We start from the raw sequence: 26,463 nt of genomic DNA on the forward strand, positions 1-26,463 counted from the left end.
CCGCGCCATGGACTACGAGATCTTCGAACTCGGCGACGTCGTGCTGCAGCGGGGCGCCACCCTGCGCGGCGCGAAGCTCGCCTACAAGACCTACGGCACGCTCAACGCCGACAAGAGCAACGCCATCGTCTACCCGACCTGGTACTCGGGGCAGCACTACGACAACGAGTGGCTCATCGGCCCGGGCATGGCGCTCGACCCGGCGAAGTACTTCATCATCGTGCCCAACATGCTGGGCAACGGGCTGTCGTCCTCGCCGAGCAATACGCCGGAGCCGTACAACCTGTCGCGCTTTCCGGAAGTCACTCTCTACGACAACGTGACGCTGCAGCATCGGCTGGTGGCGCAGAAGTTCGGCATCGAGCGCATCGAGCTGGTGGTGGGCTGGTCGATGGGCGCGCAGCAGACCAACCAGTGGGGCTGCCTGTACCCCGACATGGTGAAGCGCATCGCGCCCTTCTGCGGCTCGGCGAAGACGGCACCGCACAACATCGTGTTCCTCGAGGGCGTGAAGGCCGCGCTCGCAGCCGACGCGGCATGGAACGGCGGCTGGTACACGGCGCCGCCAACGAAGGGCCTGCGCGCGGTGGGCCGCGTGTACGCGGGCTGGGGCCTGTCGCAGCCCTTCTACATGCAGGAACTGTGGCGCGAGCTGGGCTTCAGCTCGCTCGAAGACTTCCTGGTCGGCTACTGGGAAGGCTTCTTCCTCAAGAAGGACGCGAACAACCTGCTCGCCATGCTGTGGTCGTGGCAGCACGGAGACATCAGCGACAACCCGGTGTTCGAGGGCGACTTCAAGAAGGCGCTGGGCGCCATCAGGGCCCGCGCCATCGTGATGCCCGCCGAGCGCGACCTGTACTTTCCCGTGGCCGACAACGAGTGGGAGGTGTCGCACATGCCGAACGCCGAGTGCCGCCCGATCCCGGGCGTGTGGGGCCACTTCGCGGGCGGCGGCAGCAGCCCCGCCGACACCCGCTTCATCGACGACGCCCTCAAGGAACTGCTCGCCACGCCATGAACGCACCTGTGCACGATCCGCTGGCCGCCTACCGCATCGAGGCCGAGCCTTTCTACCGCCCCGCGGGCAACGAGGTGGCGCTCTACCGGCAGGCTTACCGCCACCGCATGCCGCTGATCCTGAAGGGCCCGACCGGCTGCGGCAAGACGCGCTTCGTGGAGCACATGGCGTGGTCGCTCGGGCGGCCGCTGGTGACGCTGGCCTGCAACGAGGACATGACGGCCTCTGACCTCGTCGGGCGCTACCTGCTCGACGCCAACGGCACCGCCTGGCACGACGGGCCGCTGACGCTGGCGGTGCGGCACGGGGGCATCTGCTATCTCGACGAAGTGGTGGAGGCCCGGCAGGACACGACGGTGGTGATCCACCCGCTGACGGATGCGCGGCGCATATTGCCGCTCGACAAGAAGGGCGAGCTGGTGCATGCGCACCCGGACTTCCAACTCGTGGTGTCCTACAACCCCGGCTACCAGAGCAGCGCGAAGGACATGAAGCCGTCGACGCGCCAACGCTTCGCGGCGCTGGAGTTCGACTACCCCGGCAGCTCGCTGGAGGCGGAGATCGTCGCGCACGAGGCCGGCGTCGGGCTCGAGCTGGCCTCGAAGCTGGTGGCCATCGCGCACTGCTCGCGCGAGCTGAAGCATCGCGGGCTCGACGAGGGCGTGTCGACGCGCATGCTGATCTATGCGGGCGTGCTGATCCGCGACGGCGTGACGCCGCGCGAGAGCTGCGAGATGACGATGACGCGGGCGCTGACCGACGACCCCGACATGGCGAGCGCGCTGCAGGGCTTCGTCGAGGCGCAGTTCGGATGAGCGACGGGCTCGGGGCCCTGGCGCTGCTGGCGCGCGGGCTGGCCGGCATCGACGTGGAGGTACAGACGCTGCCGGGCGCACGCGCCGTGCTCACCGGCCGCAAGCTGCTGTTGCCGGAAAGCACCGGCGGGCCCGGGCTTCGCCGCGCCATGGTCGCGCATGCGATCGCGCACCTGCGCCACTCGCAGCCCGCGCGGCCGGCGCACATGCTCAGGCCCATGGGCATCGCCATCGTCTCGGCCATCGAGGATGCGCGCGTCGAGCGGCTGCTGTGCCGCGACTTTCCCGGCCTGCACGGCTGGTTCGCCGCGTCGCTGCCGCCGGCACCCGATCCGCTCGACCTGGGCTTCGCCGCGCTCGTCTCGCGCATGGACCGCCTGCTTCTGCTGCCCGCGTCGCAGGACGACAACCACTGGGTGAACAAGGCGCGCCGCCTGTTCGAGGAGACCGCCGCCAACGCAGGGCTGGAGGACTACGACACCTTCCGCGCCATCGCCTCGGTTCTTGCGAACGATCTCGGCCAGATGCGCGTGCGCTTCGAGCCCCGCGACTACACCGTGCCCGCGCCCTGGCGCGACGACAACAGCTACCTGTGGGATTTCGGCGAGGCCGACGTGCCGCCCGACGAGGCCATCGCGCTGCACCAGCCGGGCGCGCGCCCGCCACCTCCATCCGATGCGGGCGAGGCAACTCTCCTCGAAGCCGGGAGCGACATGGAACTCGGCCGCTACACCTACCCCGAGTGGGACCGCAAGCTGGAGCGCCTGCGCCCCGACTGGTGCACGGTGATCGAGAAGCTGCCGGCATGGCAGGGGCTCTCGCCTGCGCGCGAAGAGACCGCGCTCAACGGCGAACGCGTCCAGCCGCTCGCCCTGCCCCGCGCGCGCCACCTCGACCGGACGCACCGCCTTCGCCGCCAGTGGGAAGGCGACGACATCGACCTGAACGCCGCCATCGAAGTGCTGGTCGACCGGCGCCTGCGGTTGCGCCCCGACGCGCGGCTCTTCATGCGGGCGGGCAAGGGGCCTCGACCGTCGAGCGTGCTGGTGCTGCTCGACCTCTCGGCCTCGGCCAACGATCCTGGCGCGCATGCCGCCTCGCTGCTCGACATCGAGAAGCAGGCGGCGCTGCTGCTGGCCGCGTCGAACGCGCGCGGCATCGACCGGCTCGCGATCCACGGCTTTTCGTCGAACACGCGCGCCGAGGTGTACTACTACCGCCTGCTCGAATCGGGCCGGCCGCTGGACGCGCCCGCGCGCGCCATGATCGGCGCGGTGCGCGGGCGCTACTCGACCCGCATGGGCGCCGCGCTGCGCCATGCCGCCGCGCTGATGCGCGACGAGCCGCCGGGCCAGCGCGCGGTGCTGCTGGTGACCGACGGCGCGCCTTCGGACATCGACGTGCACGACCCGCGCTACCTGATCGAGGACGCCCGCCAGGCCGTGGCCGAAGCGCGCGAGGCCGGCGTGCGCGCGGCCTGCATCGCGGTGGACGGCGCGGCCGATGCCTACGTGCGGCGCATCTTCGGCTGGCGCAACTATTGCATCGCCGACGATGCGCGCAGCCTGCCCGCGCGGCTGGCGCGCATGAGCGCGCGGCTCGCCGCGGCGCACTGAGCCCACTGCAGAGCACCGAGCGAAGACTATGATGATCCGACACCCCAGGAGACTTCAGCGTGGCTGACAAGGACCCCATTCGCGTCGGCATCCTCTATTCGGAAACCGGCGTCACATCGACCATCGGACTCTCGCAGCTGCAGGGCGCGCTGCTCGGCATCGAGGAGATCAACGCGGCCGGCGGCGTGGACGGCCGCGAGATCGTGGCCGTGCGCTACGACCCGCAGTCCAACCCCGCGCGCTACGCCCAGCTGGCCGAGAAGCTGATCGTGCAGGACCGGGTGAACGTCATCTTCGGCTGCTACATGTCGAGCAGCCGCAAGGCCGTGATCCCGGTGATCGAGAAGTGGAACAAGCTGCTCTTCTACCCGACGCTCTACGAGGGCTTCGAGTACTCGGGCAACGTGATCTACACCGGCGCGGCGCCCAACCAGAACAGCGTGCAGCTGGCCGAGTTCATGACCACGAACTTCGGCGCGCGCGTGTACCTGATCGGCTCCGACTACATCTACCCCTACGAGTCGAACCGCATCATGGGCGAGCTGGTGATGCAGCGCCCCGGCAGCGAGAAGCTCGGCGAGCGCTACGTGGCGCTGGACGCGGACGAGCGCGACTACCGGGCCATCATGGACGACATCCGCGACAAGCGGCCCGACTTCATCTTCTCGACGGTGGTGGGCGATTCCACCGCGAGCCTGTACCGCGCCTACGCCGAGGCCGGCTTCGACCCGAAGACCATGCCCATCGCCAGCCTCACGACCTCGGAGGCCGAGATCTCGCAGATGGGCCATGGCGTGGCGACCGGGCACTTCACGGCGGCGCCGTATTTCCAGTCGATCGACTCGGCCGCCAACCGCCGCTGCCTGGCGATGCTGCGCGCGCGCTTCGGCGACGGCTGCGTGCCCAACCTGTGCTGGGAGGCGTCGTACTTCCAGATGCACATCTTCGCGAATGCCTACCGGCAGGCGGGCAGCGACGGCATCGCGGAGATCCTTCCACACATTTTGGGCAGCGAGTTCGATGCGCCGCAGGGGCTGGTGAAGATCGATCCGGCCAACCACCACACCTGCCTTTACCCGCGCATCGGGCGGGTCGATGCGCACGGGCAGTTCACCATCGTGCGGCAGGCCACGCGGGCGGTGTACCCGGATCCTTATCTCGTCACTCACTCGCTGGGCGACTGGACGGCCAAGCTGGATGGGCTGGAGATCTAGGATGAACTTCCGTTCTTCCATTTGTCGCTCCTGGAGGCATTCGGGGCACGATCACGTCGATGGGGTACCTTGCTCCGCGAATGTCCCCCGGCCTTCGGCCTCCTCCTTTATTTCGCTGCGCAAGGCACCCCATCGGCGTGATCGTTGGACAGAGCGCTGGTTGATCGGCTGCAGACCGGCAGCGCGTCTTGTGCACAGGGCGCCGGGTGCTCCCCGCAGCGAAATAAAGGAGGAGGGGCGCAGCCCCGGGGGACATTCGCGGAGGGGAGTACCCGGCGGCCTGTGCACACGCCCCGAACAACAGCGCCAAAAGCACAAGAAGGCCTGAAAGTGGAAGGCACAGCCCCCAAACGGCACACCCTGCGCGTCACGCCGCCGCAGCTGAAAGAGCTGCGCCTGCTGAAGATCGCGGTGATTCACCCCGACGACAGCGACGGCCGCCAGCTCACGCAGCAACTGCAACGCATCGGCTGCCAGGTGCAGGCCTTCTGGCCGCCCGTGCAAGTGCTGCCCGAGGGCATCGACGTGGCCTTCATGGCGGTGCAGCCCGACTTCATCAACCTGCGCTTCGAGTGGACCCGCAGCGAAGACGCGCCGGCCATCATCGCGGTCGTGACCTACGAGAACCCGACCATCATCGAAGCCGTGCTGGAAATCGGCGCGAAGGCGGTGCTGCCCTCGCCGGTGCGCTCGTTCGGGCTGTTCTCGGCGCTGGTGGTGGCGCGCGAGGCGCACAAGGAGGCGCGCTCGCTGGCCAGGCGGCTGCGCAAGGTCGAGGCGAAGCTGCTGGGCCAGCGCCGCATCGCCGAGGCGAAGGCGATATTGATGAAGACGCACGACGTGTCGGAGGGCCAGGCCTACGACCTGATCCGCGACCAGGCCATGAGCAAGCGCACCACCACCGAAGAGATCGCGACGGCCATCGTGAACGCCAACGAGATCCTCTCGCTGGGCATGCGCAAGCCCGACGCGGCCTGAGGCTGAACGGCGCGTTCTTTCAGGCCTGGCTGAAGGTCTTCAGCACCTCGAGCACGCTCAGCGTGGCGCCGTCGAGCAGCGCATGCTGGCGATGCGCGATGCCCACGCGGCGCGTGAGCTTCGGGCTCACCGGAAGTATCTGCATGCGGTCGTTGCCGGGCACGATGTCGGTGGACTGCTGCAGCGGCAGCAGCGCGGCGCCGTAGCCGGCGGCCACGAGGCTGCGCATGGCGGCGTCGTAGTTGAGTTCGATACGAGCGCGCGGCGCGAAGCCGGCGGCGGCGAACCATTCCATGGTGAGGCGGTACATGTGCGTGGTCGCCTCGTTGAAGATCAGCGGCTGCGCCGCCAGCCATGCCGGCGTGACGCGCTTCGGCGCCTTCCAGCGGCGCGGCACGAAGGCCATCATGGGCTGTTCGCACCAGGGCGTGACGACGATGCCGCGCAGCGGCGGCTGCGGAATGGCGACAAGGCCGATGTCGAGCGTGCCCGCGGCCAGCCGCTCCATCGCCTCGAAGGAGCCGCGGATGCTCACCTCCACGTCGATGCCCGAGTGCTCCGCGCCCAGCGCCTCCAGCACCTGCGGCAGCAGGTCGACCAGCACGCCGGTGGATGTGCCCAGCCTCACCCGCCCGACCCGACCCTCGGCCTGCCGCTTGACCGCCTCCACCGCGTCGTCGGTGTCGCGCAGCAGCTTGCGCCCGCGCTCGACCAGCGCCGCCCCGGCCGCCGTCGGCGTGATGCGCCGGTTGCCGCGCACCACCAGCGGCGCGCCCAGGCGCGATTCGAGTTCGCTGATGTGCAGGCTCACCGTGGGCTGGGCCAGGTGAAGCGCCTGGGCCGCGGCCGAGAAGGTGCCGAGGTCGACGATGGCGATGAGGGTGCGCAGTTGGTCGAGGTTGAGCTGTCGCATCGGAGGGTCCAGTATCAGGAAGCCTGATTGGCAGGCTCAGGATTCTCAACTTCCACAATATCACGCCCGGCGGGAAGATGAGCTCACCAACCAAGGAGCCCATCGTGACAGCGCACAAGCCGACGTCCTTTCATCAACGCCTGATCCAAGCCCTGCGCGGCTGGCGCCGCCGCGTGGTGAATCGCCGCCGCGCACACGCCGACTCGCGGCACCTCGCCGGCATGAGCGAACACGAGCTGCGCGACCTGGGCATCGGGCGCAGCGAAGTGCCCGGTCTGCTGGACGAGCACCGGTACTGAACGCGGGGCCGAGCCTTCTTCTCCGGCATCTTCTTCAGGTAGCGCCCCTGTTTTGAGGTTCAAATCGGGGGCGTGCCCAAGCCAGCCCCACACGCCAACCAGGTTTCCATCGAACTCACCTCGCCGCAGTCGGTGAATGGCCGGCGCGCGGCTTTCCAGTCGCTGTGGCTGCTGGTGCGCATGCAGCATGCCCACGAGGCCGGTACGGGCCTCGTACGGCTGGCCGACCTGCGCGGCGAAGTCTCCGACGCCAGCACCCTGCGCATGGTGGTGAGCCGCGCCTTCCGCGACTTCAAGACCTGGGGCATCGACGCCGGCTGGGGCGAGGACACGCAGCGCGAGCCCCGCTTCCTGAACGCCGAGCGGCGCAGCCAGGGCCCGTTCTGGCTACCGGCCGCCGAAGCGAAGCGCGTGCGCGTGCTGGTGGAAGGCCGCGCCGCCACCGCGGCCGAAGTGGCATCCTTCCTCGGCCTGCGCTCGCGCGCCTCGCGCCAGGCCGCCGGATCGCCGCCGCCCGACGCGGTGCATCTGCAGGACGCGGCGTTCTGGAAGCAGCTCGTCGCCTCGCAGCAGGCGGCGCGGCAGGGTCGGTTGATGGCGCCCGTCGCCGGCGAAAACGCAGGAGGCAATGCACTCGAATCGATCCGCCTCGCCGGCACGCTGGCCGCCACCGACTTCCAGCGCGCGCTGGTCACGCTCAACGAGGCCATGCTGTGGCGCCGGCTCGGCGACAACGAGCAGGCGCGGCGCCGGCTGCAGGCGCTGAAGAAGCAGCGGCTCGCGCACCACGTGGCGGGCAACGACTACCTGGGCGCGATGGAGTGCATCGTCTCCGCGTGGTGCGCCTACACGGCGCGCGACCTGCCGCTGGCGCAATCGCTGCTGAGCGGCATGGCCGAGGACGCGGTGCGCGCCCTGGTGCTGCGCCACCACCCCGACGTGCGCTTCGAGTGGTGCAACCTGTGGGCGCTGGCCTGCCGCTCGCGCGCGCTGGCGCTGTCGGCTGACGACAAGCCCGCCGCAGCCGCACTGGCCGAGGAGTCGCTGCAGCGCTTCGGCGAGGCGCTGGCGGCCGCCTTCGAGTCGCACTCCTTCGACGCAGCCCAGCACGTGGCCGCCAACATGGGCATGGCCGCGTGGCTGTTCGACCGCGTGGGCCTCACCGACCTGCCCGCGCTGGCGCACGACGGCAACAGCGACACCACCCGCCGCGCGGTGCAGTGGATCGCCTTCAGCGAATGGCTGTGCGGCCACACCGACGGCCAGGGCCGCTCGGCGTGGAACGCGATCTACCTGATGCGCATCGCGCGCGGCCACTGCCGGCCCGAGCGGCAGCCCACGCTCGCCCAGTTCCGCGCGCAGAAGCCGCTGGACCCGGCAGCCATCTCCAGGCTGGCCGGCCCGCTCGCCGACGCCTTCGACTCGACGAACTGGCCCGCGCGCTGGGTGCAGGTGGCGCAGGCGCGGCTGGCCGACCACCAGGCCGGGCGCCGCCGCTACCCGGGCCTGCAGCACTGCAGCCTGCTCTTCGAGCACGCGTGGTACGCGGCGCATGCCGGCGACCTGAAGGCGGCCGAGCAGTCGCTGGCGCTGCTGCGTGAGGCGCTGCCCCAGCTGGTGCCCAGCGACCGCGCCTACTTCACAGAATCGTGGAACGACACGCTGCCGGCCGAGCTGGTGCTCGAAGCGAAGCCGCCGCGCCGCCCCGCCGCGCGCAGGAAACCCGCGTCGCGCGCGGGTGTGGCACGCTAGGCTGCTTCGCAGTTCTCTACAGCGCATGTCCGACAAGCCCGACGACCCCATCGACCTGGCCGCGCACCGCGAGCGCCGCGCAAGGCTGCATCAGCAGCGCGAGAGGCAGAGGGCTGCCGGCTCGCCGCCGGAGCCCGATCCGGACGAAATCCCCTGCCCGCGCTGCAAGGAACTGATCTACGGCAAGGTGCGGCAGTGCCCCCATTGCGGCGTGCACTTCGTCGGCAGCGCGGCGGACTTCGCGCCCAGGCCGAAGATGTCGCTGCGCGCCAAGTGCATCGTCGCGCTGGTCGCGCTGGTGCTGCTCTACATGGGCCTGAGCGACGACATCGCCCGCTGGTGGTGGTAGCGGCTCAGCGCGTGGCGCCTGCCGGCGCGGCCGTCGACTGGCGCACCACCAGCTCGGGGCGCAGCACCACGGTCGATGCCGACATCGAGTGGCCGTCGATCTCCTCGAACAGCATCTCGGCCGCGCGCCAGCCCAGCTCGCGGTGCGGCAGGCGGATGGTGGTGAGCGGCGGGTCGACCATGTCGACCAAAGGCATGTCGTTGTGGCCGGTGACTGAAATGTCCCGCGGCACGCGCAGGCCCGCCTCGCGCAGCGCGTCGTAGGCGCCCAGCGCAACGAGGTCGTTGCAGCACACCACGGCCTGCGGCGCGGCGCCGGCATCGAGCATCTGCTTCATCGCGGCGGCACCGGCCTCGCGGCTGTAGCTCGCGCACTCGACCACGCGGAAGAGCTTCATGCGGTGGTCGCGCAGCGCCTGCTCCACGCCGAGACGGCGGCCCACGCCGGTGGGAATGGTCTGCGGGCCCGCCAGGTGCGCGATGCGCTTGTGGCCCAGGCTCACGAGGTGGTCGACCGCGAGCTTCATCGCGAGCCGGTCGTCGCTCACCACCGCCGGCAGGCGCCCGGTTTCGTCGGCGCGGTTGACCAGCACGGCCGTCATGCCGGCCTTGGTGACGAAGTCGACCAGCGGATCGTCGCGCGTGGCAGTGGCCATGACCACGCCATCGACGCGCTGCGCCAGCATGCGCTCCAGCACCGGCCGCGCCAGTGCCGGGTCGACCACGTTGGTGACGAACACGAAGTAGCCGCGTGCGGCCGCGCTGGCCTCTATGCCCTGCAGGATCGGCGGGAACACCGCGTTGGTGATGTCGGGCACCAGCACGCCGATGGTGTGGGTGCGCCCCGTGCGCAGCGCCGAGGCCGCGCGGTTGGGCCGGTAGCCCAGGCGCTGCGCCGCCTCCTCGACCACGCGCAGCACCTCGTCGCTGATGAGCGAGCGCTTCTCGGGGCTGAGCGCACGCGAGACGGTGGACACGTGCACGCCAGCGGCGCGGGCGACGTCGCGGATGGTCACGGTGGCTGATGTGGAAGGTTGATTGGCGCTCATTGGTGCAAACGATTGTCGCCGGGCTGCATGGCTTCGGGTGGCTTTCCATCATTCCCGAACCCCGGATTCCCTCCATTTTACTTTTCGGCGATTTGGACTAATATCATGCAAACGATTGCAGAGACCCCCCATGAACATCGCCACCTCCCCCCACTCGGTGCTGGGCCATGTGCTCGACGCCATGCGGCACACGCCCGACCCACGGCTGCGCACCGTGATGGAAGCGGTCACGCGCCACCTGCACGCCCTGGTGCAGGAAGTGAAGCTGACGGAGGAGGAGTTCGAGCAGGCGCTCGAATTCATCGTCGCCATCGGCCACGCCACCGGCGAGACCAAGAACGAGGTCGTGCTGGCTGCCGACATCCTGGGCGTGTCGACCGTGGTTGCGCTGCAGAACAACCAGGACCCGCAAGGCGAATCGCCCGCCGCCCTGCTCGGCCCCTTCTGGCGCGCGAACGCGCCGGCCTGCGCACAGGGCGAGAACATCGCGCGCTCGGGCACGCCGGGCACGCCGCTCGAGGTGACGGGCACGGTGCGCGACCACCAGGGCCGCCCGGTGGACGGCGCCACCGTCGACGTGTGGCAGGCCTCGCCCGTCGGCCTCTACGAGAACCAGGACCCGTCGCAGGAGAACATGAACCTGCGCGGGCGCTTTTCCACCGACGCCGAGGGCCGCTTCCATTTCCGCAGCGTGCGTCCCGCCGGCTACCCGGTGCCGACCGACGGCCCCTGCGGTGTGCTGCTGCGCGCGCAGCGGCGCCACCCGAACCGGCCCGCGCACCTGCACTTCATGGTGAGCAAGCCGGGCCACAAGGTGCTGATCACGCAGGTGTTCGCCGATGACGACGAGAACCTTGAAAGCGATCCGACCTTCGGTGTGACGCGCCGGCTCATCGGCCGCTTCGCGCTGGCGCCCGACGGAAAAAGCGCATCGCTGCATCACGACTTCGAGCTTGAACCCGGCGAGATGAAGTTTCCCCGCCCTCCCATTCCTTGACCACCCCCAGGCTTCGCGCACTTCGTGTCGCTGCGCCAACCCCCTTCGAGGGGGCAACACCAGCGGCCCGGCAGAGCCGGTTCCGCGGTGTTCCACGAAACGGCATCGCCCCCTTCAACCCACTCTTCTCAAATCCATGAGCTTCGACCCAGTCTCCAGACTCGACGGCAAGGTCGCCGTCATCACCGGCGGCCTCGGCGCCATCGGCTATGCCACGGCCAGACGCCTGGCCGCGCTGGGCGCCACCTGCGTGCTGCTGCACCGCAAGGGCGACGATGCGGCGGCGCGCGCCACCGCCCTGCCTTCGGCCAACGGCCAGCGCCATGCGGCGATCCGCGCCGACATCGTCGACACGCCCAGCCTCGTGGCCGCGGCCGCCGAGGTGAAGGCCACGCTCGGGCGCTGCGACATCCTCGTCAACAGCGCGGGCCACACCAGACCGGTGCCGGCCGGCGACCTCGACGCGCTGACCGACGAACTCATCGACGACATCGTGCGCGCCAATTTCCGCGGTGTGTTCGCCACCATCCGGGCCTTCGCGCCGCTGCTGAAGGCGAGCGGCGATGGCCTCGTGGTCAACATCTCGTCCATCGCGGGCTTCACGGGCGTGGGCAGCAACCTCGCCTACGTCGCGGCCAAGGCCGGACTCGACGTGGTGGGAGACGCGCTGGCCAAGGCGCTGGCACCTGCCGTGCGCGTGGTGTCGGTGTCGCCGGGCGCGGTGGAATCGGGCTTCGTGCCCGGGCGCGGCGCGGAGTTCGCCAGCAAGATGGCCAGCACCACGCCGCTGGGCCGCATCGGCCAGCCCGAGGACGTGGCGGCCACGGTCGAGGCGCTGGCCACCACCATGCGCTTCGTGACCGGCACGCGCATCGTGGTCGACGGAGGGCGCCACCTGTGAGCAGCAACGCCAAGACCCTCATCACCTGCGCCGTCACGGGCAATCTCGTGAAGCCGGAGCAGACGCCGCACCTGCCGATCACACCGGTGCAGATCGCCGACGAATGCCTGGCCGCGGCCGAGGCGGGCGCGAGCCAGGTGCACATCCACGTGCGCAACCCCGAGACCGGCAAGCCGTCGATGGAAGTCGAGCTGTACCGCGAGGTGGTGGACCGCATCCGCCGCGGCAACCGCGAGCTGATCGTGAACCTCACGACCGGCCCGGGCGGGCGCTTCATTCCCAGCGAGGACGACCCGAAGATCGCCGCGCCCGGCACCACGCTGCTGCCGCCCGAGAAGCGCGTGGAGCACATCGCGCTCATCAGGCCCGACGTGTGCTCGCTCGACCTGAACACCATGAACTCCGGCCCCGACGTGGTCATCAACACGCCGAGGAACGTGCGCCGCATGGCGAAGGTGATGCGCGAGGCGGGCGTGAAGCCCGAGCTGGAAATCTTCGATTCGGGCGACATCAACCTCGCGCTCGACCTGATCGCCGACGGCACGCTCGACGGGCCGGCCATGTGGACCTTCGTCCTCGGCGTGAAGTACGGCTTCGCGCCCACGCCCGAGACGCTGCTCTACGCACGCAACATGCTGCCGCGCGGCGCCTTCTGGAGCGCCTTCGGCATCGGCCGCATGGAGTTTCCGATCGTCGCTCAGGCCTGGCTGCTGGGCGGCCATGTGCGCGTGGGCATGGAGGACAACATCTACCTGGAGAAGGGCGTGCTCGCCGAGAGCAACGCCCAGCTCGTGGCGAAGGCGCGCGACATCCTGCAGAGCCTGGGTGGCGAGATCGCCAACCCGCGCGAGGCGCGCGCCATGCTGGGCCTGCCTGGTGCGAGGAGCGTGCGAGGAGCTGAACGATGAGCGTCGCAGCCATGCACACCGCCCACAGCTCCCGCGCGTTGCGCGTGAACGAGAAGGCCGCCGACCTCGATGCGCTGCGGCTCGAAGCCGCGCCGCAGCCGGAACCCTCGCCGCCGCCCGGCCACGCCGTGGTGCGCATCGCCGCCGCGGCCGTGAACCCCAGCGACGTGAAGGCCACGCTGGGCATCATGCCGCAGGCCGTGTGGCCTCGTACCCCGGGACGCGACTTCGCGGGCACCGTGGTGAGCGGCCCTTCGGAGTGGATCGGCCGCGAGGTCTATGGCTCCGGCGGCGACGTGGGCATCACCCGCGACGGCTCGCATGCGCGCTACCTGGTGCTGCCCGAGCAAGCGCTGCGCGCCAAGCCCCGGGGCATTTCGATGGACGAGGCCGGCGCCGTGGGCGTGCCCTTCGTCACCGCCTACGAGGGCTTTCGCCGCAGCGGCATGCCGCAGGCCGGCCAGACGGTTCTGGTGCTGGGCGCCAACGGCAAGGTCGGGCAGGCGGCGGTGCAGCTAGCCTCGCAAGCCGGCGCGCGCGTGATCGCCGTGCAGCGGCACGCGGGGCCCTTCCAGGGTTTCGCGAGCGGGCCGGTGGACACGATCGACGCGCGCCACCACGCGGACGTGGGCGCGCGGGTGCGCGAGCTGACCGACGGGCGCGGCGCGCACATCGTCTACAACACCGTGGGCAGCGCCTACTTCGAGGCCGCCAACAAGGCGATGGCCAAGGGCGCGACGCAGATCTTCATCGCCACGCACGACCGCGCGGTGCCCTTCGACATCTTCGCCTTCTACCGGGGCATGCACACCTACGTGGGCATCGACTCGCTGGCGATGGACTGCATCGCCAGCACCGCGCAGCTCGACGCGATGCGCGAAGGCTTCGAGCGCGGCACGCTCAAGCCCTTCCCGGTGGCGCGCCACTTCACGCTCGACGAGGCGCACGAGGCCTACCGGCTGGTGCTCTCGGGCAGCACCGACCGCGTCGTGCTGCGGCCCTGAACCATTTCCGGAGCACATACATGCACGTCACCCGCTTCGCCGAGGCGCCGCACTACGAGGCGCCCAACCATTTCGACATGCGCTGCCTGCGCCTGCAGGGCAAGGAGGCCGGCCCTTCGACGCAGATGTGGATGGGCATGAGCCAGATCCTGCCCGGCGGCCACACCGGCCTCGACGGCTCGCCGATGGAAAAGCTCTACCTCGTGCTCGAAGGACAGCTGCATGTGGTCGGCGAGATCGACGGCGCCCGCCAGGAAGAAGTGCTCGGCCCCTACGACAGCTGCCGCTTCGCGCCCGGCGAGAAGCGCCAGCTCGAGAACCGCAGCAACCGCCCTGTGCTGGTGGCGCTGGTGATGCCGAACGCGCCGCCGGCATAACGCTGCCCCTTCCCCTTTTTCGGTCATTCATCGCTCAACCAACTAGATCAACGGAGACAAGACGCATGAAGAAGACTTTCAACTGGAGCCGCCGGCAGACGCTGGCAGCCGCGACAGCCATCGCGGCCTGCGCGCTCACGGGTGCCCACGCGCAGGGCAACTGGCCCGGCACGCAGGCGGTGAGGCTGGTCGTGCCCTTCACGGCAGGCAGCGGCACCGACATCGTCGCGCGCCTGGTGGCCGAGAAGCTGGGGCCCGCGCTGGGCACCAGCGTGATCGTGGACAACAAGCCCGGCGCGGGCGGCACGCTGGGCGCGGCCATCGTGGCCAAGTCACCGGCCGACGGCTACACGCTGCTGGTGCACTCGGCCGGCCACCTGGTGAACCCGTGGATCTACAAGGGCCTGTCGTACGACACCATCAAGGACTTCACAGGCATCACGCCGATGGCCAGCCTGCCCAACGTGCTGGTAACCGCGCCTTCGCACTTCGCCGACGTGAAGGACCTGGTGGCCAAGGCGAAGGCCAAGCCCGGCGGCCTCAACTACGGCTCGGCCGGCAACGGATCGGCCACGCACATGAACGCCGAGGTGTTCCGCCTCGCGGCTGGCGTCGACGCGCAGCACGTGCCCTTCCGAGGTACGCCCGAGGCGATGACAGAGGTGATGGCCGGGCGCGTCGACTGGTTCTTCGCGCCGATGGTGTCTGCCCTGCCGCTGATCCAGAGCGGCAAGCTGCAGGCGCTCGCGGTGGGCACGGGCAAGCGCTCTTCCGCGCTGCCCGGCGCGCCCACCACGGTGGAAGCCGGCGTGCCGGGCTCCGAATACTTGTTCTGGGTGGGTCTGTTCGCGCCAGCGAAGACGCCGCAGCCGGTGGTCGACCGGCTGCAGGCCGAGGTCGCGAAGATCATGGTGTCGCCCGAGCTGAAGGAACGGCTGGAGAAGCTGGGTGCGGAGCCCTTCACCATGCCTTCGGCGCAGTTCAACAAGTTCATCGTCGAAGAAACGGCCAAGGCCCAGCAGGTCGTGAAAACCGCCAGCATCAAGGTCGACTGACATGGCACGCACACTCCTCATGGCGGCGGCCATTGCCGCCAGCTTTCTGCTGCCTGTTGCCGCACAGGCGCAACCGGCCGACCTCGTCGTCACCAACGCGAAGATCGCCACGCTCGATGCCGCCGGCACCATGGCGCAGGCGATCGCTGTGCGCGACGGTCGCATCGTGGCCGTGGGCAGCGCGGCGCAGATGGGCGCCTTCACGAGCCCCGCGACACGCATGGTCGATGCCGGCGGCCGCACCGTCATTCCCGGCCTCATCGACTCGCACATGCACGCGGTGCGCGCGGCGCTGAGCTATTCGACCGAGGTCAACTGGATCGGCGCCGGCACCATCGCCGAAGCGATGGCGCGCATCCGCACCGCAGCCGCCAATGCGCGCCCCGGCGGATGGCTGATCGTGGCCGGCGGCTGGACCGAGCAGCAGTTCGCCGAGCGCCGCCGCCCCACGCTGGCCGAGTTGCAGGAAGCGGCGCCGAACAACCCGGTGTACGTGCAGCTCTTCTACGAGGCCGTGGTGATGACGCCCAAGGCGCTGGAAGCGCTGGGCGTGGCGCCCGGCACGCTGCCCGCCGGCATGAAGCCCGTGGCCGACGGCGCGCCCGGCTGGATGAGCGGCGACATCGTCGGCATCTCGGCGCTCTTCGACAAGCTGCCCAAGCCGACCTACGACGACAACATCGCCGGCACGCGCGCCTTCTTCACCGAACTCAACCGCCTGGGCATCACCGGGCTGGTGGACCCGGGCGGCTTCAGCATCGCGCCCTCGCAATACGCCGCGCTCTTCGAGCTGTGGCGCGAGAAGGCGCTGACGCTGCGCGTGGCCTACAGCGTGTTCGCGCAAAAGCCAGGTGCCGAGCTGCAGGAGTTCCGCGATCTCACGCAGATGCTGCCGATGGGCTTCGGTGACGACATGCTGAAGTTCAACGGCCTTGGCGAGCGCGTGACGCTCGCCATGTACAACAACAACTTCCCCGACGAGGCCGCGAAGGCCAAGTTCTACGAGCTCATCAAATGGGCCGCCACGAAGAAGCTGGCCGTCACCATCCACTGGCAGGAGAACGGCTCGGTCGACCACCTGCTGGGGCTGTACGAGAAACTGAATGCTGAAGTGCCGATCAAGGACCTGCGCTGGTCCATCGCCCACCTCGACGACGCCTCGCCCGAGACGCTCGCGCGCATGAAGGCGCTGGGCATCGGCTGGACCATGCAGGACGCGATGTACTTCCAGGGCGACCGCGCGCTGGCCGTGCGCGGCGAGGCGGCGCGGCGCATGCCGCCCATCGGCACCGCGCTGCGCACCGGCGTGAACGTGGGCGCGGGCACCGACGCGCACCGCGTGGCCTCGTACAACCCCTTCGTCGCGCTGCAGTGGATGCTCGACGGCAAGACGGTGAGCGGCAAGACCATGCGCGGCCCCGACGAGACACCGACGCGCGAGCAGGCGCTGCGCCTCTACACGCAGGGCAGCGCCTGGTTCAGCTTCGACGAGGGCAGGCGCGGCACGCTCGAAGTGGGCAAGCTCGCCGACTTCGCCGTGCTCGACCAGGACTTCTTCAGCGTGCCGCTGGAGCGCATAGGCAAGACAACATCGCTGATGACGGTGGTGGGCGGGCGCATCGTGTATGCGGCGCGGCCCTTCAACGCCACGGGTGCTTCGGTCGCCTCGGCGCCCTGAAACCCACTCAGAGCCCGAGCGCGTGCCGCACGCGCTCGCGCAGCACCGGCAGCACGTCGCTCTCGAACCACGGGTGGTGCTTGAGCCAGCCCGTGTTGCGCGGCGACGGATGCGGCAGTGGAATGAAGCGCGGCGCGTAGCCGGCGAAGGCCTGCACGGTCTCGGTGACGCCGGCGTTCGCCTTCCTGCCGAGGAAGTGGCGCTGCGCGTACTGGCCGATGAGCAGCGTCAGCTCCACCTGCTTCATCTGCGCGAACAGCTTGTCGTGCCACAGCTCGGCACATTCCCTGCGCGGCGGCAGGTCGCCGCTTTTGCCGCGGCCGGGGTAGCAGTAGCCCATCGGCACGATCGCCACGCGCGCGGCGTCGTAGAACACCGCGCGGTCGATGCCTAGCCAGCGGCGAAGCTGGTCGCCGCTCCTGTCGTTCCACGGTACGCCCGTCTGGTGCACCGTGAGGCTGGGCGCCTGGCCGACGATCAGCAGCCTGGCGCTCGCGCTGGCCTGCACCACGGGCCGGGGGCCCAGCGGCAGGTGCACCGCGCACGCGCGGCAGGCGCGGACCTCGGCGAGCAGTGCCTCCACGGCCTCAGTCTGCGAACGGCTTGAAGAAGGCGTTGAGTTCGGCGCCCGGCGCGGCGTCGGCGAAACCGTCGAAGCGCCCGTCGGCCAGCGTGCGCGCGGCGCGGATGAAGCCGCCCCAGGCCGCGCGCGCCAGAGCGCCGCCCACGCTGACGCGGCGCACGCCGAGTTCGGCGATGTCCTTCATCGTGAGTTCGCTCGGGGCGCCCACCAGCAGGTTGACCGGCCTGCCGGCGGCAGCCGCGACCACGGCGGCGATCTGCTCGCGGGTCTTGATGCCGGGCGCGTAGAGGCAGTCGGCGCCCGCGTTCGCATACGCCTTGAGGCGCGCGACGGCATCGTCCAGGTCGGGACGGCCTGCAAAGAAGTTCTCGGCGCGGCCGACCAGCAGCACGTCGGCGCCCGATGCATCGATGGCCTTGCGCGCGGCGCGCATGCGCTCGACCGCCACGTCGACGGGAAAGAGCGGATCGGCGGCGTTGCCCGTCGAGTCCTCGATGGACAGGCCCGCCACGCCCATCTCGATGGCGAGGCTCACGCTCGCGGCCACACCCTGCGCATCGGCGGCGAAGCCGTTCTCGAAGTCGGCGTTCACCGGCAGGTCGGTCGCCTCCACGAGTTCGCGCAGGTGCGCGAGGATGTGCTCGCGCGACATCGCGCCGTCCGCCTGCCCCTGCGACCACGCGAAGCCGGAGCTGGTGGTGGCCAGCGCCTTGAAGCCCAGGCCTTCGAGAAAACGCGCGCTGCCCGTGTCCCACGGGTTCGGAATGACGAAGCAGCCTTGTTCATGCAGGGCACGGAAGTCGGCGCGTTTCTGGGCGATGGTGCGGGTCATGGGGCCTCGGCTTTGAGAGAGTTCAAGACGGTGGGCCGGCCATTCTGACGCAGCCCCGCATCTTCAGCACGCCCTCAGCACTCGACCACGTTCACCGCGAGACCGCCGAGAGAGGTTTCCTTGTAGGTGGCCTTCATGTCCTCGCCGGTCTGCTTCATGGTGCGGATCACGGCGTCGAGCGACACGTAGTGGCTGCCGTCGCCGCGCAGCGCCATGCGCGCCGCGTTGATGGCCTTCACGGCGCCCATCGCGTTGCGCTCCACGCAGGGAATCTGCACCATGCCGCCGACCGGGTCGCAGGTGAGGCCGAGGTTGTGCTCCATGCCGATCTCGGCCGCGTTCTCGACCTGCGCAGGCGTGGCGCCGAGCACCGCGGCAAGCGCGCCGGCGGCCATCGAGCAGGCCACGCCCACCTCGCCCTGGCAGCCGACCTCGGCGCCCGAGATGGAGGCGTTGGTCTTGTAGAGCATGCCGATGGCCGCGGCGGTGAGCAGGAAGTCGACGATGCCGTCATCGTTCGCCTGCGGCACGAAGCGCTGGTAGTAGTGCATCACGGCGGGCACCACGCCCGCCGCGCCGTTGGTGGGCGCGGTGACCACGCGACCGCCGGCGGCGTTTTCCTCGTTCACCGCCATCGCGAAGGCGTTGACCCAGTCCATGGCCGCGAGCGGATCGGCCGCGCCGGCCTGCGCGAGCAGCTCGCGGTGCAGTTCGGGCGCGCGGCGGCGCATGCGCAGCGGGCCGGGCAGCGCCTGAGCGGCCAGCGGGTTGTCGACGCCGAAGCCGCGCTGCACGCACTGCTGCATCACCTGCCACACGCGCAGCAGGCCGGCGCGCACCTCGGCCTCGGGCCGCCATGCGCATTCGTTGCGCATGACGAGCGCGGCGACCGAGATGCCGTGGTCCCGGCACTGCGCCATGAGCTCGTCGCCGGTGCTGAAGGGATGCGGCACGGCCGATGTCGCCGCGGCCGTCTGGGCCACGGCCTGCCCGCCCTCGACGACGAAGCCGCCGCCGACGGAGAAGTACGTGCCCTCGGCCAGCACGCCGCCATCGGCCGCGAAGGCGGTGAAGCGCATCGCGTTGGGATGCTCGGCCAGCGACTCCTCGCCCCTGAAGGCGATGTCGCGCACGCGGTCGAAGGCGATGGGCGTGGTGCCGAGCAGCTCGAGCCGGCCGGTGCGGCGCAGCGCCTCCAGCCGGGGCTGCACGGTCTCGGGCCGCACGGTGTCGGGCGCGTCGCCGAAGAGGCCGAGGATCACGCCCTGGTCGGTCGCGTGGCCGTGACCGGTGGCGCCCAGCGAGCCGAACAGGTCCACATGCAGCCGCGCGACCTGCGCGAGCACGCCACGCGCTTCGAGCGAGCGCGCGAACATGAGCGCGGCGCGCATCGGCCCCACGGTGTGCGAGCTGGAGGGCCCGATGCCGATCTTGAAGATGTCGAAGACGGAGAGCATCAGCGCATCATGCTCTCATCTCTCGATGCAGGAAGCTGCTGTTTGACCAGTGCCACCCAGTAGGCCGCGCCCAGCGGCAGGATGTTGTCGTTGAAGTCGTAGTACGGGTTGTGCACGTTGGGGTCGTTCGGGCCTTCGCCCGCGCCGATGCCGATGTAGGCGCCGGGACGCTTCTGCAGCATGAAGGCGAAGTCTTCCGAGCCCATGGCGGGCGGGATGTCGGTGTGCACCTGCGCGCGCTCGACCAGGCTGGCGGCGGCGGAAATGGCCGCATCGGTCTCGGCGGGCGTGTTGACCACGCCGGGGTAGCCGCGGCGGTAGTCCAGCGCCACCTTCGCGCCGTGAGTGGCTGCCACGCCGTCGCAGATCTGCTGCATGGCGGCCTGGGTCTGGTCCTGGATGCCGGGGTCCAGCGTGCGCACGGTGCCGCGCAGCACGACGGTCTCGGGAATCACGTTCCAGGTGTCGCCGCCGTGGATCTGCGTGACGCTGACCACCGCCGAGTCGGTGGCGCCGGTGCGGCGGCTCACGATGGTCTGCAGCGCGTTCACCAGTTGCGCCGAGACCACCACCGAGTCGATGCCGGTCTCGGGCATGGCGCCGTGGCTGCCCTTGCCGGTGACGACGATCTCGAAGGTGTCGAGAAAGGCCGTCATCGTGCCCTTGCGGATCGCGAACTGGCCGCGCGGCAGTGCCGGAAAGTTGTGCATTCCGTAGACGGCGTCGGCCGGAAATTGCTCGAACAGGCCCTCGTCGACCATCAGGCGGCCGCCGCCCTCGTTCTCTTCGGCGGGCTGGAACACGAAGTGCACCGTGCCCTTGAAGGGCCTGTGGCGCGAGAGGTGCTCGGCCGCGCCCAGCAGCATGGCCGTGTGGCCGTCATGGCCGCAGGCGTGCATCTTGCCGGCGCACTTCGAGGCGTGCGGCTGGGTGCCCAGTTCCTGCATGTTGAGGGCGTCGAGGTCGGCGCGCAGCGCGATGCTCGGGCCCTCGCCGTTCTTCAGCGTGCCCACCACGCCGGTGCCGGCCAGGCCGCGGTGCACCGGCAGGCCCATCAGCATCAGCGCGTTGGCGACGACGTTGGCGGTGCGGTGCTCCTCGAAGGCGGTCTCGGGGTTGGCGTGGATGTCGCGGCGCCAGGCCAGCATGCGGGCGCGGGTGTCTTCGGCGATTTCGGGGTCGCGGTACATGGGATCGATCTCGGTGGGTGGATGGGAACTGGACGGACTTTTCGGAGGAACACCGCGGAACCGGCTTTGCCGGGCCGCTGGTGTTGCCCCCCGGCAGGGGGTTGGCAAAGCGACACGAAGTGCGCGAAGCCTGGGGGCGAGACTTGTTCGTCAGTGGAAGAATTCGGCGATCACGGTGGCACCCAGGAAGGTGCCGGCAGTGGCGGTGAGCGACACCACCACGATGCGCCAGCCCAGCTGGCGGAACACGGGCATGTCCTTCGCGACCGAGAAGCCGGCCAGCGCGAGCACCGGCGTGGTGAAGGCCAGGAAGTTGAGCTTGGCGGTGATCGCGATCAGCGCGTCGGAGAACGGGAACAGCCCCGGGATGCCCGCCAGCGTGGCCACCACCGACAGCACCAGCACCATCGGCAGGCGCGGCACCAGGCGCTTGATGCCCTCGACGATCAGCGCGATGGCCACCACGGCGGCCAGGCCTTCGAGCGACACCAGCACCGGCACCTTGTAGGTCAGCGAATTGCCGATGAGCACGCCGCCGCCCACCACCGCCCAGGCGATGAGCGTGTCGCGCAGCGGCAGCGCGCCGCCATGCCCCACGCTGACTTGCGACACGGCACCCGTGCCCGCCGCGTCCTGCGCGCCGCGCTTCGAGAAGCGGCCCAGCACCGGCTCCAGCTTGCCGTAGAGCCACGAGCACAGCGGCAGCGACAGGAACAGCGTGAAGTAGAAGCCCACCACCGTCGTCAGCAGGTTCGACGCGGCGGCGATGGCGGTGAGCTGCGGCAGCATTTCCGCCGGCTGCTGCGCCGCGATAGCGCCCAGCGCCGCCGCCATCAGGCTGCCCGAGCCCACGCCGGCGCCCATGGCCAGCGAGCGCGGATCGAAGATGTGCAGGCTGGCGACGAAGCCCGCCAGCACCGCGATGAAGAGCGCGCCCAGCACCGTGCCGGTGATGTACTCGGCCAGCACGCCGCGGCCCTCGGGCGAGGCCATGCCGTACTTCTCTCCGATGATCACTAGGTTGCCCTCGCGCCCCACCGAGAAGGTGGCGCCCACCGCCTCGCGCTTGATGCCCAGCAGCAGCGCCAGCGGCAGGCCCAGCGCCAGGGTGCCCAGCGCGTGGCCGAACTCCTGGAACAAGAGCGCCCAGCCGGCCTGCTTCACCTGCGGCAGCGCGGCGCCCACCGTGAGGCCCAGCTTCACAACGAAGAGCAGCAGTCCCGCGTTGAGCAGGCCGCCGGCAAACGACTGCTCGGCCGTCGCCACGCGCACCACGCCCGGCAGGCGGCGATGCGCGATGCCCCATGCGGCCGCGATCAGCAGCGCCCACAGCATCGGCAGCAGCGCCACCTTGCCCGGGCCGACGCTGAACTGCACCGGACCGATCAGCTCGGCCACGGCCACGACGGCCAGGGTGACGAGCGCGAGCCGGAGCTTGCCGGAAGCCGAGGAAGAGGCGGTGGATGGGAGCGTGGAGGTGGTGGAGGCGGCGGATGTCATCGGGTGGGGCATCGTGTGGCGCAGCGGCGGCTGCGGGGTGCCGGGGAGTTTCGGATCGCCTGCCTCTTGCATCAATGACCGCGAATTGACATATTTGTTGCATTGAATGCAACACTCAGGAGACGGGGCCATGGACGACAGGCTCGACACGCGCCGCGTGCGCTACTTCATGCAGGTGCTGGACAGCGGCTCCGTGCGCGGCGCCGCCGAGGTGCTCGACATGGACCCCTCGGCCGTGAGCCGCGCCATCGGCATCCTCGAGCAGGAGTGCGGCCTGCCGCTGCTGGAGCGCCACGGACGCGGCGTGGTGCCCACCGACGCGGGCCAGATGCTGGCCGGCTACGTGCGGCGGCAGAACAGCCAGAAGCAGCACCTGATGGCGCAGCTCGACAGCATCCGCAAGATCGAGCGCGGCCACATCGACATCGTGGCCGGCGAGGGTTATGTGGACTGGCTCATGCGCCACAGCCTGCGCGACTTCATGACCTCGCATCCGAAGATCACCATCGACCTCGACGTGGCCAGCACCGACGAGATCGTGCAGCGGGTGGTGGAGGAGCGCGCCCACATCGGCATGCTGTTCCAGCCGCCCAAGGACGAGCGGCTGACCTCGCACCAGTCGCACTCGCAGCCGATCCAGGCGATGGTGCTGCGTTCGCACCCGCTCGCCCAGTTGAGCCGGCCGCTGACGCTCGGCGACCTGCAGCCCTACCCGGGCGCCACGCTGCACCGCAGCTTCGGCGTGCGCCAGCACATCGAGGCCGCCGAGATCAGCGAAGGCGTGCGCCTGCCATCGCTGCTGACCACCACATCCTTCAGCGCGCTCGGGCACTTCGTGTCGGCGGGGCTGGGCTATGCGCTGGGCACGCGCATCTCTCTCACGCCCAATGCCAGCAACCCGGAACTGGTCGAACTGCCGATGAAGAACCCGCTGCTGTCGCAGGGCCGCTCGCACATCGTGTCGCGCCACGGACGCATGCTCTCGCCGGCCGCGGCGGAGTTGCTTCGGCAGGTGGTGACGGACATGCGGCGCTTCGCGGAGACCAAGCCTTCCGAATGACGATGAAGGGCTTCGTTTGCGCGCCGTGGCCCTTCGGTGTTCTGATCGGGCCCAACATGCTCTACGTCACCGCCCTCTTCGTCCATCTGCTGTGCGCCGCCTTCTGGGTCGGCGGCATGGCGACCATGCACTTCGCCGTGCGCCCCTCGGCCGTCGCCACGCTCGAACAGCCGCCGCAGCGCCTGCGCATGATGGCCGCGACGCTGCGGCGCTTCTTCGTGGGGGTGGACGCATCGGTCACGCTGCTCTTCGTGACCGGCGTGGCGATGATCCTTGCCGGCGGCGGCTTCCGCGGCCTGCACTGGCGCATCGAGGCCATGATGAGCATCGCGATCGTGATGGCCGCCATCTACACCTACATCCGCGCCTCGGTGTTCAGGGCGATGCGCCGCGCGGTGGATGAAAGCGCCTGGCCGGTGGCTGCTGCGCGGCTGAACACGGTGCGCAAGCTGGTGACGGTGAACCTTGCGCTGGGCGTGATCGTGTTCGGCGTGGCGACCATCGGGCGCGCAAGCTGAACCGGCCCGGGGCCGTCAAGCAGCCGCGGGCCCGCATCATCGATCAGCTTCCGGTTCAGGGCCGGGATCAGACCAGGTTCAGCTCCACCTCGATGTTGCCGCGCGTGAGCTTCGAGTAGGGGCAGGTCTGGTGCGCGGTGTCGACCACGGCGCGTGCGGTCTCGCGGTCGAGGCCGGGCAGGCTCACGTTCAGGCGGGCCTGCAGGAAGTACTGGCCCTCTTCGAGCACGAGGTCGACTTCGGCGTCCACCGACAGGTCGGCCGGCAGCCTGACCTTCAGCGCGCCCGCGGCCTTGCCCATCGCGCCGATGAAGCAGGCCGACCAGCCGGCGGCGAACAGCTGCTCGGGGTTGGTGCCCGTACCGTTGCCGCCGGGAGGAGAGAGCTGGATGTCCAGGTGGCCGTCGCTGCTGCGCGATGCGCCGAGGCGGCCGCCGGTGGTGTGGGTCTTGCCGGTGTAGAGGACTTGCTTGTCGGTCATGGTGGTTCCTTGCATGGACAGTGATTCGGAATGAGGCCCGGCTGTCGAAGGCCTCGTCGCTTCGTGCGATGTGCGTCGGAAGCGATGCAGGAATTACATCGGCGGGCTGTATCCGCGATGTGTCGAACCACCGGCCGATTTGCATGCGCGTGTGTACGCTGCGCCATGCAGACACAGTGGCGTACAAATCTCCGGACGGAGGGAATCGGGAAAAAAGGAAGGCTCAGGCCGCCGGGCCCTTGAGCTCGATGGTGTTGCCGTCGGGGTCGGCGATGTAGATCGAGGGCCCGCTGCCCTCGGCGCCGAAGTTGTTCTGCACCTCGCCGTGCACCGCGACGCCATGATCGGCCATCAGCGTGCGGATGACGGCTTCGTCGAAGGGCTCGATGCGCAGGCAGACGTGATCGACGTTGCGGCCTTCCGCACCGGCGAGCGCCCCGCCCTGCCTGCCCAGCGGGCCATCGTGCGTGACGAGGTCGATCAGGCTGGTGCCCGCGCGCAGGTGCACGAGCCCCAGGTCGTCGCGACGCTTCTCGACGGCGCAGCCCAGCACGCCGCGATAGAAGGCGATGGAACGCTCGGCATCCTTCACGCGCAGCACGACGTGGTCGATGCGCAGCACCGAGAAAGCGGGCATGGGCATCGGGCTGACCATGGCCTCTTCCTTCTTTTTCTCTTTCGTCTTCAGACCACGCCGGCCGACCGCAAGGCCTCGAAGCGGGCCGCGTCGATGCCCATTTCCGCCAGCACCTCCTGCGTGTGCTGGCCCAGCGCCGGAGGCGCATGGCGCAGCACGGGCGGCGTGGCCGACAGGCGCAGCGGGCTCGCCACGCCGGTGATGCTGGCGATGCCGTCGCCCGCGTCGCGCGGCAGCGTGACCGCGAGGCCGCGCGCCTTGACCTGCGCGTCGTCGAAGGCCTGCGCGATGTCGTTGATCGGGCCGCAGGGCACGGCCTTGTCCTCGAGCAGCGTGACCCACGCGGCGGTGGTGCGGGTGCGGGTGAGCTCTTCCATCATCGGAATGAGCACGCCGCGGTGCTTCACGCGCAGGGTGTTGGTGGCGAAGCGCGCGTCGGTCGCCCACTCGGGGTGGCCACCGGCCTCGCAGAAGCGCGCGAACTGGCCGTTGTTGCCGATGGCCAGCAGCATCGCGCCGTCCTGCGTCGGAAAGTCCTGGTAGGGCGCGAGGCTGGGGTGCGTGTTGCCCTGGCGTCCGGGCGGCTTGCCGGTGTTGAGGAAGGCGCTGGCCTGGTTGGCGAGGATGGCCATGCCCACGTCGAGCAGCGCCATGTCGATGTGCTGGCCCTCGCCGGTGCGATCGCGCACCTGCAGCGCCGCGAGGATGGCGGTGCTGGCGTAGACGCCGGTGAACAGGTCGGTCAGCGCCACGCCCACGCGCAGCGGGCCGCCGCCGGGCACGTCGTCGGGACGGCCGGTGATGCTCATCATGCCGGTCATGGCCTGGATCATCAGGTCGTAGCCGGCGCGCTCGGCGTAGGGGCCGTCGTGGCCGAAGCCGGTCACGCTGCAGTAGATGAGGCGCGGGTTGGCCGCGCGCAGGCTCTCGTGGTCGAGGCCGTACTGCTTGAGGCCGCCGGTCTTGAAGTTCTCCACCACGATGTCGGCCTGCGCCGCCATCTGCCTGAGCAGCGCCTGCCCGTCGGGCGTGGCCATGTCGACCGTGACCGAGCGCTTGTTGCGGTTGCAGGCCGTGAAGTAGCTGGCCTGGTCGGTGTCGTTGCCGTCCGCATCCTTGATGAAGGGCGGGCCCCAGGTGCGCGTGTCGTCGCCGACGCCGGGGCGCTCGATCTTGACGACGTCGGCGCCCAGGTCCGCGAGGATCTGCGTGCACCACGGGCCCGCGAGCACGCGGGACAGATCGAGGACCTTGATGCCGTCGAGTGCTGCGGGCTTGGTCAT

27 protein-coding genes are annotated in these 26,463 nt (G+C 69.9%); 17 read left to right on the plus strand and 10 right to left on the minus strand.

Annotation, left to right across the window (positions count from 1 at the left end; translation table 11 throughout):
- Positions 1 to 7: 7 nt before the first annotated feature.
- The 5 genes from QMO14_RS03430 to QMO14_RS03450 all read left to right on the plus strand — a co-directional run bounded on the left by QMO14_RS03430 (position 8) and on the right by QMO14_RS03450 (position 5,641).
- Entirely contained in the window at positions 8 to 1,018 is a 1,011-nt protein-coding gene (locus QMO14_RS03430; RefSeq protein ID WP_301504460.1) for an alpha/beta fold hydrolase, read from the plus strand.
- Positions 1,015 to 1,833, plus strand: coding sequence for a CbbQ/NirQ/NorQ/GpvN family protein (locus QMO14_RS03435; RefSeq protein ID WP_301504462.1), 819 nt, complete (start codon positions 1,015 to 1,017; stop codon positions 1,831 to 1,833). Before QMO14_RS03430 ends, QMO14_RS03435 begins: the two co-directional genes overlap by 4 nt.
- Positions 1,830 to 3,449, plus strand: a complete 1,620-nt coding sequence (locus tag QMO14_RS03440) for a nitric oxide reductase activation protein NorD (protein WP_301504464.1) — start codon at positions 1,830 to 1,832, stop codon at positions 3,447 to 3,449. Before QMO14_RS03435 ends, QMO14_RS03440 begins: the two co-directional genes overlap by 4 nt.
- A gap of 59 nt (positions 3,450 to 3,508) precedes the next feature.
- A complete protein-coding gene (locus QMO14_RS03445; RefSeq protein ID WP_301504466.1) occupies positions 3,509 to 4,663 on the plus strand; it encodes a transporter substrate-binding domain-containing protein in 1,155 nt (384 codons plus the stop codon).
- A 330-nt stretch (positions 4,664 to 4,993) separates the two neighbouring features.
- Positions 4,994 to 5,641 carry an ANTAR domain-containing response regulator gene (locus tag QMO14_RS03450; protein WP_301504468.1) on the plus strand — a complete coding sequence of 216 codons (648 nt, stop codon included), beginning with the start codon at positions 4,994 to 4,996 and terminating at the stop codon, positions 5,639 to 5,641.
- Between the two features lie 19 nt (positions 5,642 to 5,660).
- Here the strand turns inward: QMO14_RS03450 and QMO14_RS03455 are convergent, their stop codons facing one another.
- A complete protein-coding gene (locus QMO14_RS03455) occupies positions 5,661 to 6,554 on the minus strand; it encodes a LysR family transcriptional regulator (protein WP_301504470.1) in 894 nt (297 codons plus the stop codon).
- Positions 6,555 to 6,658: 104 nt separating this feature from the next.
- Here QMO14_RS03455 and QMO14_RS03460 point away from each other — a divergent pair, with 104 nt between their 5' ends.
- The 3 genes from QMO14_RS03460 to QMO14_RS03470 all read left to right on the plus strand — a co-directional run bounded on the left by QMO14_RS03460 (position 6,659) and on the right by QMO14_RS03470 (position 8,954).
- Positions 6,659 to 6,853, plus strand: a complete 195-nt coding sequence (locus QMO14_RS03460; protein WP_301504472.1) for a DUF1127 domain-containing protein — start codon at positions 6,659 to 6,661, stop codon at positions 6,851 to 6,853.
- Positions 6,854 to 6,925: 72 nt separating this feature from the next.
- Positions 6,926 to 8,605 carry a hypothetical protein gene (locus tag QMO14_RS03465; protein WP_301504474.1) on the plus strand — a complete coding sequence of 560 codons (1,680 nt, stop codon included), beginning with the start codon at positions 6,926 to 6,928 and terminating at the stop codon, positions 8,603 to 8,605.
- Between the two features lie 25 nt (positions 8,606 to 8,630).
- Positions 8,631 to 8,954 carry a hypothetical protein gene (locus tag QMO14_RS03470; RefSeq protein WP_301504475.1) on the plus strand — a complete coding sequence of 108 codons (324 nt, stop codon included), beginning with the start codon at positions 8,631 to 8,633 and terminating at the stop codon, positions 8,952 to 8,954.
- A 4-nt stretch (positions 8,955 to 8,958) separates the two neighbouring features.
- Here QMO14_RS03470 and QMO14_RS03475 read toward each other — a convergent pair whose 3' ends face one another.
- Complete coding sequence (locus tag QMO14_RS03475) at positions 8,959 to 10,002, minus strand: LacI family DNA-binding transcriptional regulator (protein WP_301504477.1); 1,044 nt, start codon at positions 10,000 to 10,002, stop codon at positions 8,959 to 8,961.
- 130 nt (positions 10,003 to 10,132) lie between these two features.
- Between QMO14_RS03475 and QMO14_RS03480 the strand changes: the two genes are divergently transcribed.
- The 7 genes from QMO14_RS03480 (at position 10,133) to QMO14_RS03510 (ending at position 16,922) form a co-directional block, all read left to right on the plus strand.
- Complete coding sequence (locus tag QMO14_RS03480; RefSeq protein ID WP_301504479.1) at positions 10,133 to 10,999, plus strand: dioxygenase; 867 nt, start codon at positions 10,133 to 10,135, stop codon at positions 10,997 to 10,999.
- Positions 11,000 to 11,135: 136 nt separating this feature from the next.
- Positions 11,136 to 11,900: an SDR family NAD(P)-dependent oxidoreductase gene (locus tag QMO14_RS03485; RefSeq protein ID WP_301504480.1), complete on the plus strand. Its 765-nt coding sequence runs from the start codon at positions 11,136 to 11,138 to the stop codon at positions 11,898 to 11,900.
- Positions 11,897 to 12,808, plus strand: a complete 912-nt coding sequence (locus QMO14_RS03490) for a 3-keto-5-aminohexanoate cleavage protein (protein WP_301504482.1) — start codon at positions 11,897 to 11,899, stop codon at positions 12,806 to 12,808. The genes QMO14_RS03485 and QMO14_RS03490 overlap by 4 nt, the downstream gene beginning before the upstream one ends.
- The gene (locus QMO14_RS03495; protein ID WP_301504483.1) at positions 12,805 to 13,812 is read left to right on the plus strand and encodes a zinc-binding alcohol dehydrogenase family protein; all 1,008 of its coding nucleotides are present in this window, start codon (positions 12,805 to 12,807) and stop codon (positions 13,810 to 13,812) included. The genes QMO14_RS03490 and QMO14_RS03495 overlap by 4 nt, the downstream gene beginning before the upstream one ends.
- 20 nt (positions 13,813 to 13,832) lie before the next feature.
- Entirely contained in the window at positions 13,833 to 14,189 is a 357-nt protein-coding gene (locus tag QMO14_RS03500; RefSeq protein WP_301504485.1) for a cupin domain-containing protein, read from the plus strand.
- Positions 14,190 to 14,254: 65 nt separating this feature from the next.
- Positions 14,255 to 15,244 (plus strand): tripartite tricarboxylate transporter substrate binding protein, encoded by a 990-nt coding sequence (locus QMO14_RS03505; protein ID WP_301504487.1) that lies wholly within the window; start codon positions 14,255 to 14,257, stop codon positions 15,242 to 15,244.
- 1 nt (position 15,245) lies between these two features.
- Entirely contained in the window at positions 15,246 to 16,922 is a 1,677-nt protein-coding gene (locus QMO14_RS03510) for an amidohydrolase (RefSeq protein ID WP_301504489.1), read from the plus strand.
- Positions 16,923 to 16,929: 7 nt separating this feature from the next.
- On the opposite strand, the gene QMO14_RS03515 is transcribed toward QMO14_RS03510, so the two are convergent.
- The 5 genes from QMO14_RS03515 to QMO14_RS03535 all read right to left on the minus strand — a co-directional run bounded on the left by QMO14_RS03515 (position 16,930) and on the right by QMO14_RS03535 (position 22,484).
- On the minus strand, positions 16,930 to 17,505 hold the full coding sequence (locus QMO14_RS03515) for a uracil-DNA glycosylase family protein (RefSeq protein ID WP_301504491.1): 576 nt from the start codon (positions 17,503 to 17,505) through the stop codon (positions 16,930 to 16,932).
- A gap of 4 nt (positions 17,506 to 17,509) precedes the next feature.
- The gene (locus tag QMO14_RS03520; protein ID WP_301504492.1) at positions 17,510 to 18,337 is read right to left on the minus strand and encodes an oxaloacetate decarboxylase; all 828 of its coding nucleotides are present in this window, start codon (positions 18,335 to 18,337) and stop codon (positions 17,510 to 17,512) included.
- 74 nt (positions 18,338 to 18,411) lie between these two features.
- Positions 18,412 to 19,797 (minus strand): L-serine ammonia-lyase, encoded by a 1,386-nt coding sequence (locus QMO14_RS03525; protein ID WP_301505017.1) that lies wholly within the window; start codon positions 19,795 to 19,797, stop codon positions 18,412 to 18,414.
- Complete coding sequence (locus tag QMO14_RS03530; RefSeq protein WP_301504494.1) at positions 19,794 to 20,984, minus strand: M20 aminoacylase family protein; 1,191 nt, start codon at positions 20,982 to 20,984, stop codon at positions 19,794 to 19,796. Before QMO14_RS03530 ends, QMO14_RS03525 begins: the two co-directional genes overlap by 4 nt.
- A 150-nt stretch (positions 20,985 to 21,134) precedes the next feature.
- Entirely contained in the window at positions 21,135 to 22,484 is a 1,350-nt protein-coding gene (locus QMO14_RS03535) for a DUF3100 domain-containing protein (protein WP_301504495.1), read from the minus strand.
- A gap of 130 nt (positions 22,485 to 22,614) precedes the next feature.
- On the opposite strand from QMO14_RS03535, the gene QMO14_RS03540 reads away from it, so the two are divergent.
- Together QMO14_RS03540 and QMO14_RS03545 are read left to right on the plus strand one after the other, a co-directional pair.
- On the plus strand, positions 22,615 to 23,544 hold the full coding sequence (locus QMO14_RS03540; protein WP_301504497.1) for a LysR family transcriptional regulator: 930 nt from the start codon (positions 22,615 to 22,617) through the stop codon (positions 23,542 to 23,544).
- A 2-nt stretch (positions 23,545 to 23,546) separates the two neighbouring features.
- Entirely contained in the window at positions 23,547 to 24,062 is a 516-nt protein-coding gene (locus tag QMO14_RS03545; RefSeq protein WP_301504499.1) for a CopD family protein, read from the plus strand.
- Between the two features lie 67 nt (positions 24,063 to 24,129).
- On the opposite strand, the gene QMO14_RS03550 is transcribed toward QMO14_RS03545, so the two are convergent.
- The 3 genes from QMO14_RS03550 to QMO14_RS03560 form a co-directional block, all read right to left on the minus strand.
- Positions 24,130 to 24,543 carry an organic hydroperoxide resistance protein gene (locus tag QMO14_RS03550; RefSeq protein ID WP_301504500.1) on the minus strand — a complete coding sequence of 138 codons (414 nt, stop codon included), beginning with the start codon at positions 24,541 to 24,543 and terminating at the stop codon, positions 24,130 to 24,132.
- 223 nt (positions 24,544 to 24,766) lie between these two features.
- Entirely contained in the window at positions 24,767 to 25,198 is a 432-nt protein-coding gene (locus QMO14_RS03555) for a VOC family protein (RefSeq protein WP_301504502.1), read from the minus strand.
- A gap of 29 nt (positions 25,199 to 25,227) precedes the next feature.
- A complete protein-coding gene (locus QMO14_RS03560) occupies positions 25,228 to 26,463 on the minus strand; it encodes a CaiB/BaiF CoA-transferase family protein (RefSeq protein ID WP_301504503.1) in 1,236 nt (411 codons plus the stop codon).

It is taken from the genome of Variovorax sp. CAN15 (assembly GCF_030462475.1).
Lineage (GTDB): Bacteria > Pseudomonadota > Gammaproteobacteria > Burkholderiales > Burkholderiaceae_C > Variovorax.

Coding starts and splice junctions, on each gene's coding strand:
- QMO14_RS03430 (WP_301504460.1), top strand. CDS start 8: ATGGACTACGAGATCTTCGAACTCGGCGACGTCGTGCTGCAGCGGGGC.
- QMO14_RS03435 (WP_301504462.1), top strand. CDS start 1,015: ATGAACGCACCTGTGCACGATCCGCTGGCCGCCTACCGCATCGAGGCC.
- QMO14_RS03440 (WP_301504464.1), top strand. CDS start 1,830: ATGAGCGACGGGCTCGGGGCCCTGGCGCTGCTGGCGCGCGGGCTGGCC.
- QMO14_RS03455 (WP_301504470.1), bottom strand. CDS start 6,554: ATGCGACAGCTCAACCTCGACCAACTGCGCACCCTCATCGCCATCGTC.
- QMO14_RS03470 (WP_301504475.1), top strand. CDS start 8,631: ATGTCCGACAAGCCCGACGACCCCATCGACCTGGCCGCGCACCGCGAG.
- QMO14_RS03475 (WP_301504477.1), bottom strand. CDS start 10,002: ATGAGCGCCAATCAACCTTCCACATCAGCCACCGTGACCATCCGCGAC.
- QMO14_RS03480 (WP_301504479.1), top strand. CDS start 10,133: ATGAACATCGCCACCTCCCCCCACTCGGTGCTGGGCCATGTGCTCGAC.
- QMO14_RS03485 (WP_301504480.1), top strand. CDS start 11,136: ATGAGCTTCGACCCAGTCTCCAGACTCGACGGCAAGGTCGCCGTCATC.
- QMO14_RS03495 (WP_301504483.1), top strand. CDS start 12,805: ATGAGCGTCGCAGCCATGCACACCGCCCACAGCTCCCGCGCGTTGCGC.
- QMO14_RS03500 (WP_301504485.1), top strand. CDS start 13,833: ATGCACGTCACCCGCTTCGCCGAGGCGCCGCACTACGAGGCGCCCAAC.
- QMO14_RS03505 (WP_301504487.1), top strand. CDS start 14,255: ATGAAGAAGACTTTCAACTGGAGCCGCCGGCAGACGCTGGCAGCCGCG.
- QMO14_RS03510 (WP_301504489.1), top strand. CDS start 15,246: ATGGCACGCACACTCCTCATGGCGGCGGCCATTGCCGCCAGCTTTCTG.
- QMO14_RS03520 (WP_301504492.1), bottom strand. CDS start 18,337: ATGACCCGCACCATCGCCCAGAAACGCGCCGACTTCCGTGCCCTGCAT.
- QMO14_RS03530 (WP_301504494.1), bottom strand. CDS start 20,984: ATGTACCGCGACCCCGAAATCGCCGAAGACACCCGCGCCCGCATGCTG.
- QMO14_RS03535 (WP_301504495.1), bottom strand. CDS start 22,484: ATGACATCCGCCGCCTCCACCACCTCCACGCTCCCATCCACCGCCTCT.
- QMO14_RS03540 (WP_301504497.1), top strand. CDS start 22,615: ATGGACGACAGGCTCGACACGCGCCGCGTGCGCTACTTCATGCAGGTG.
- QMO14_RS03545 (WP_301504499.1), top strand. CDS start 23,547: ATGAAGGGCTTCGTTTGCGCGCCGTGGCCCTTCGGTGTTCTGATCGGG.
- QMO14_RS03550 (WP_301504500.1), bottom strand. CDS start 24,543: ATGACCGACAAGCAAGTCCTCTACACCGGCAAGACCCACACCACCGGC.
- QMO14_RS03555 (WP_301504502.1), bottom strand. CDS start 25,198: ATGGTCAGCCCGATGCCCATGCCCGCTTTCTCGGTGCTGCGCATCGAC.
- QMO14_RS03560 (WP_301504503.1), bottom strand. CDS start 26,463: ATGACCAAGCCCGCAGCACTCGACGGCATCAAGGTCCTCGATCTGTCC.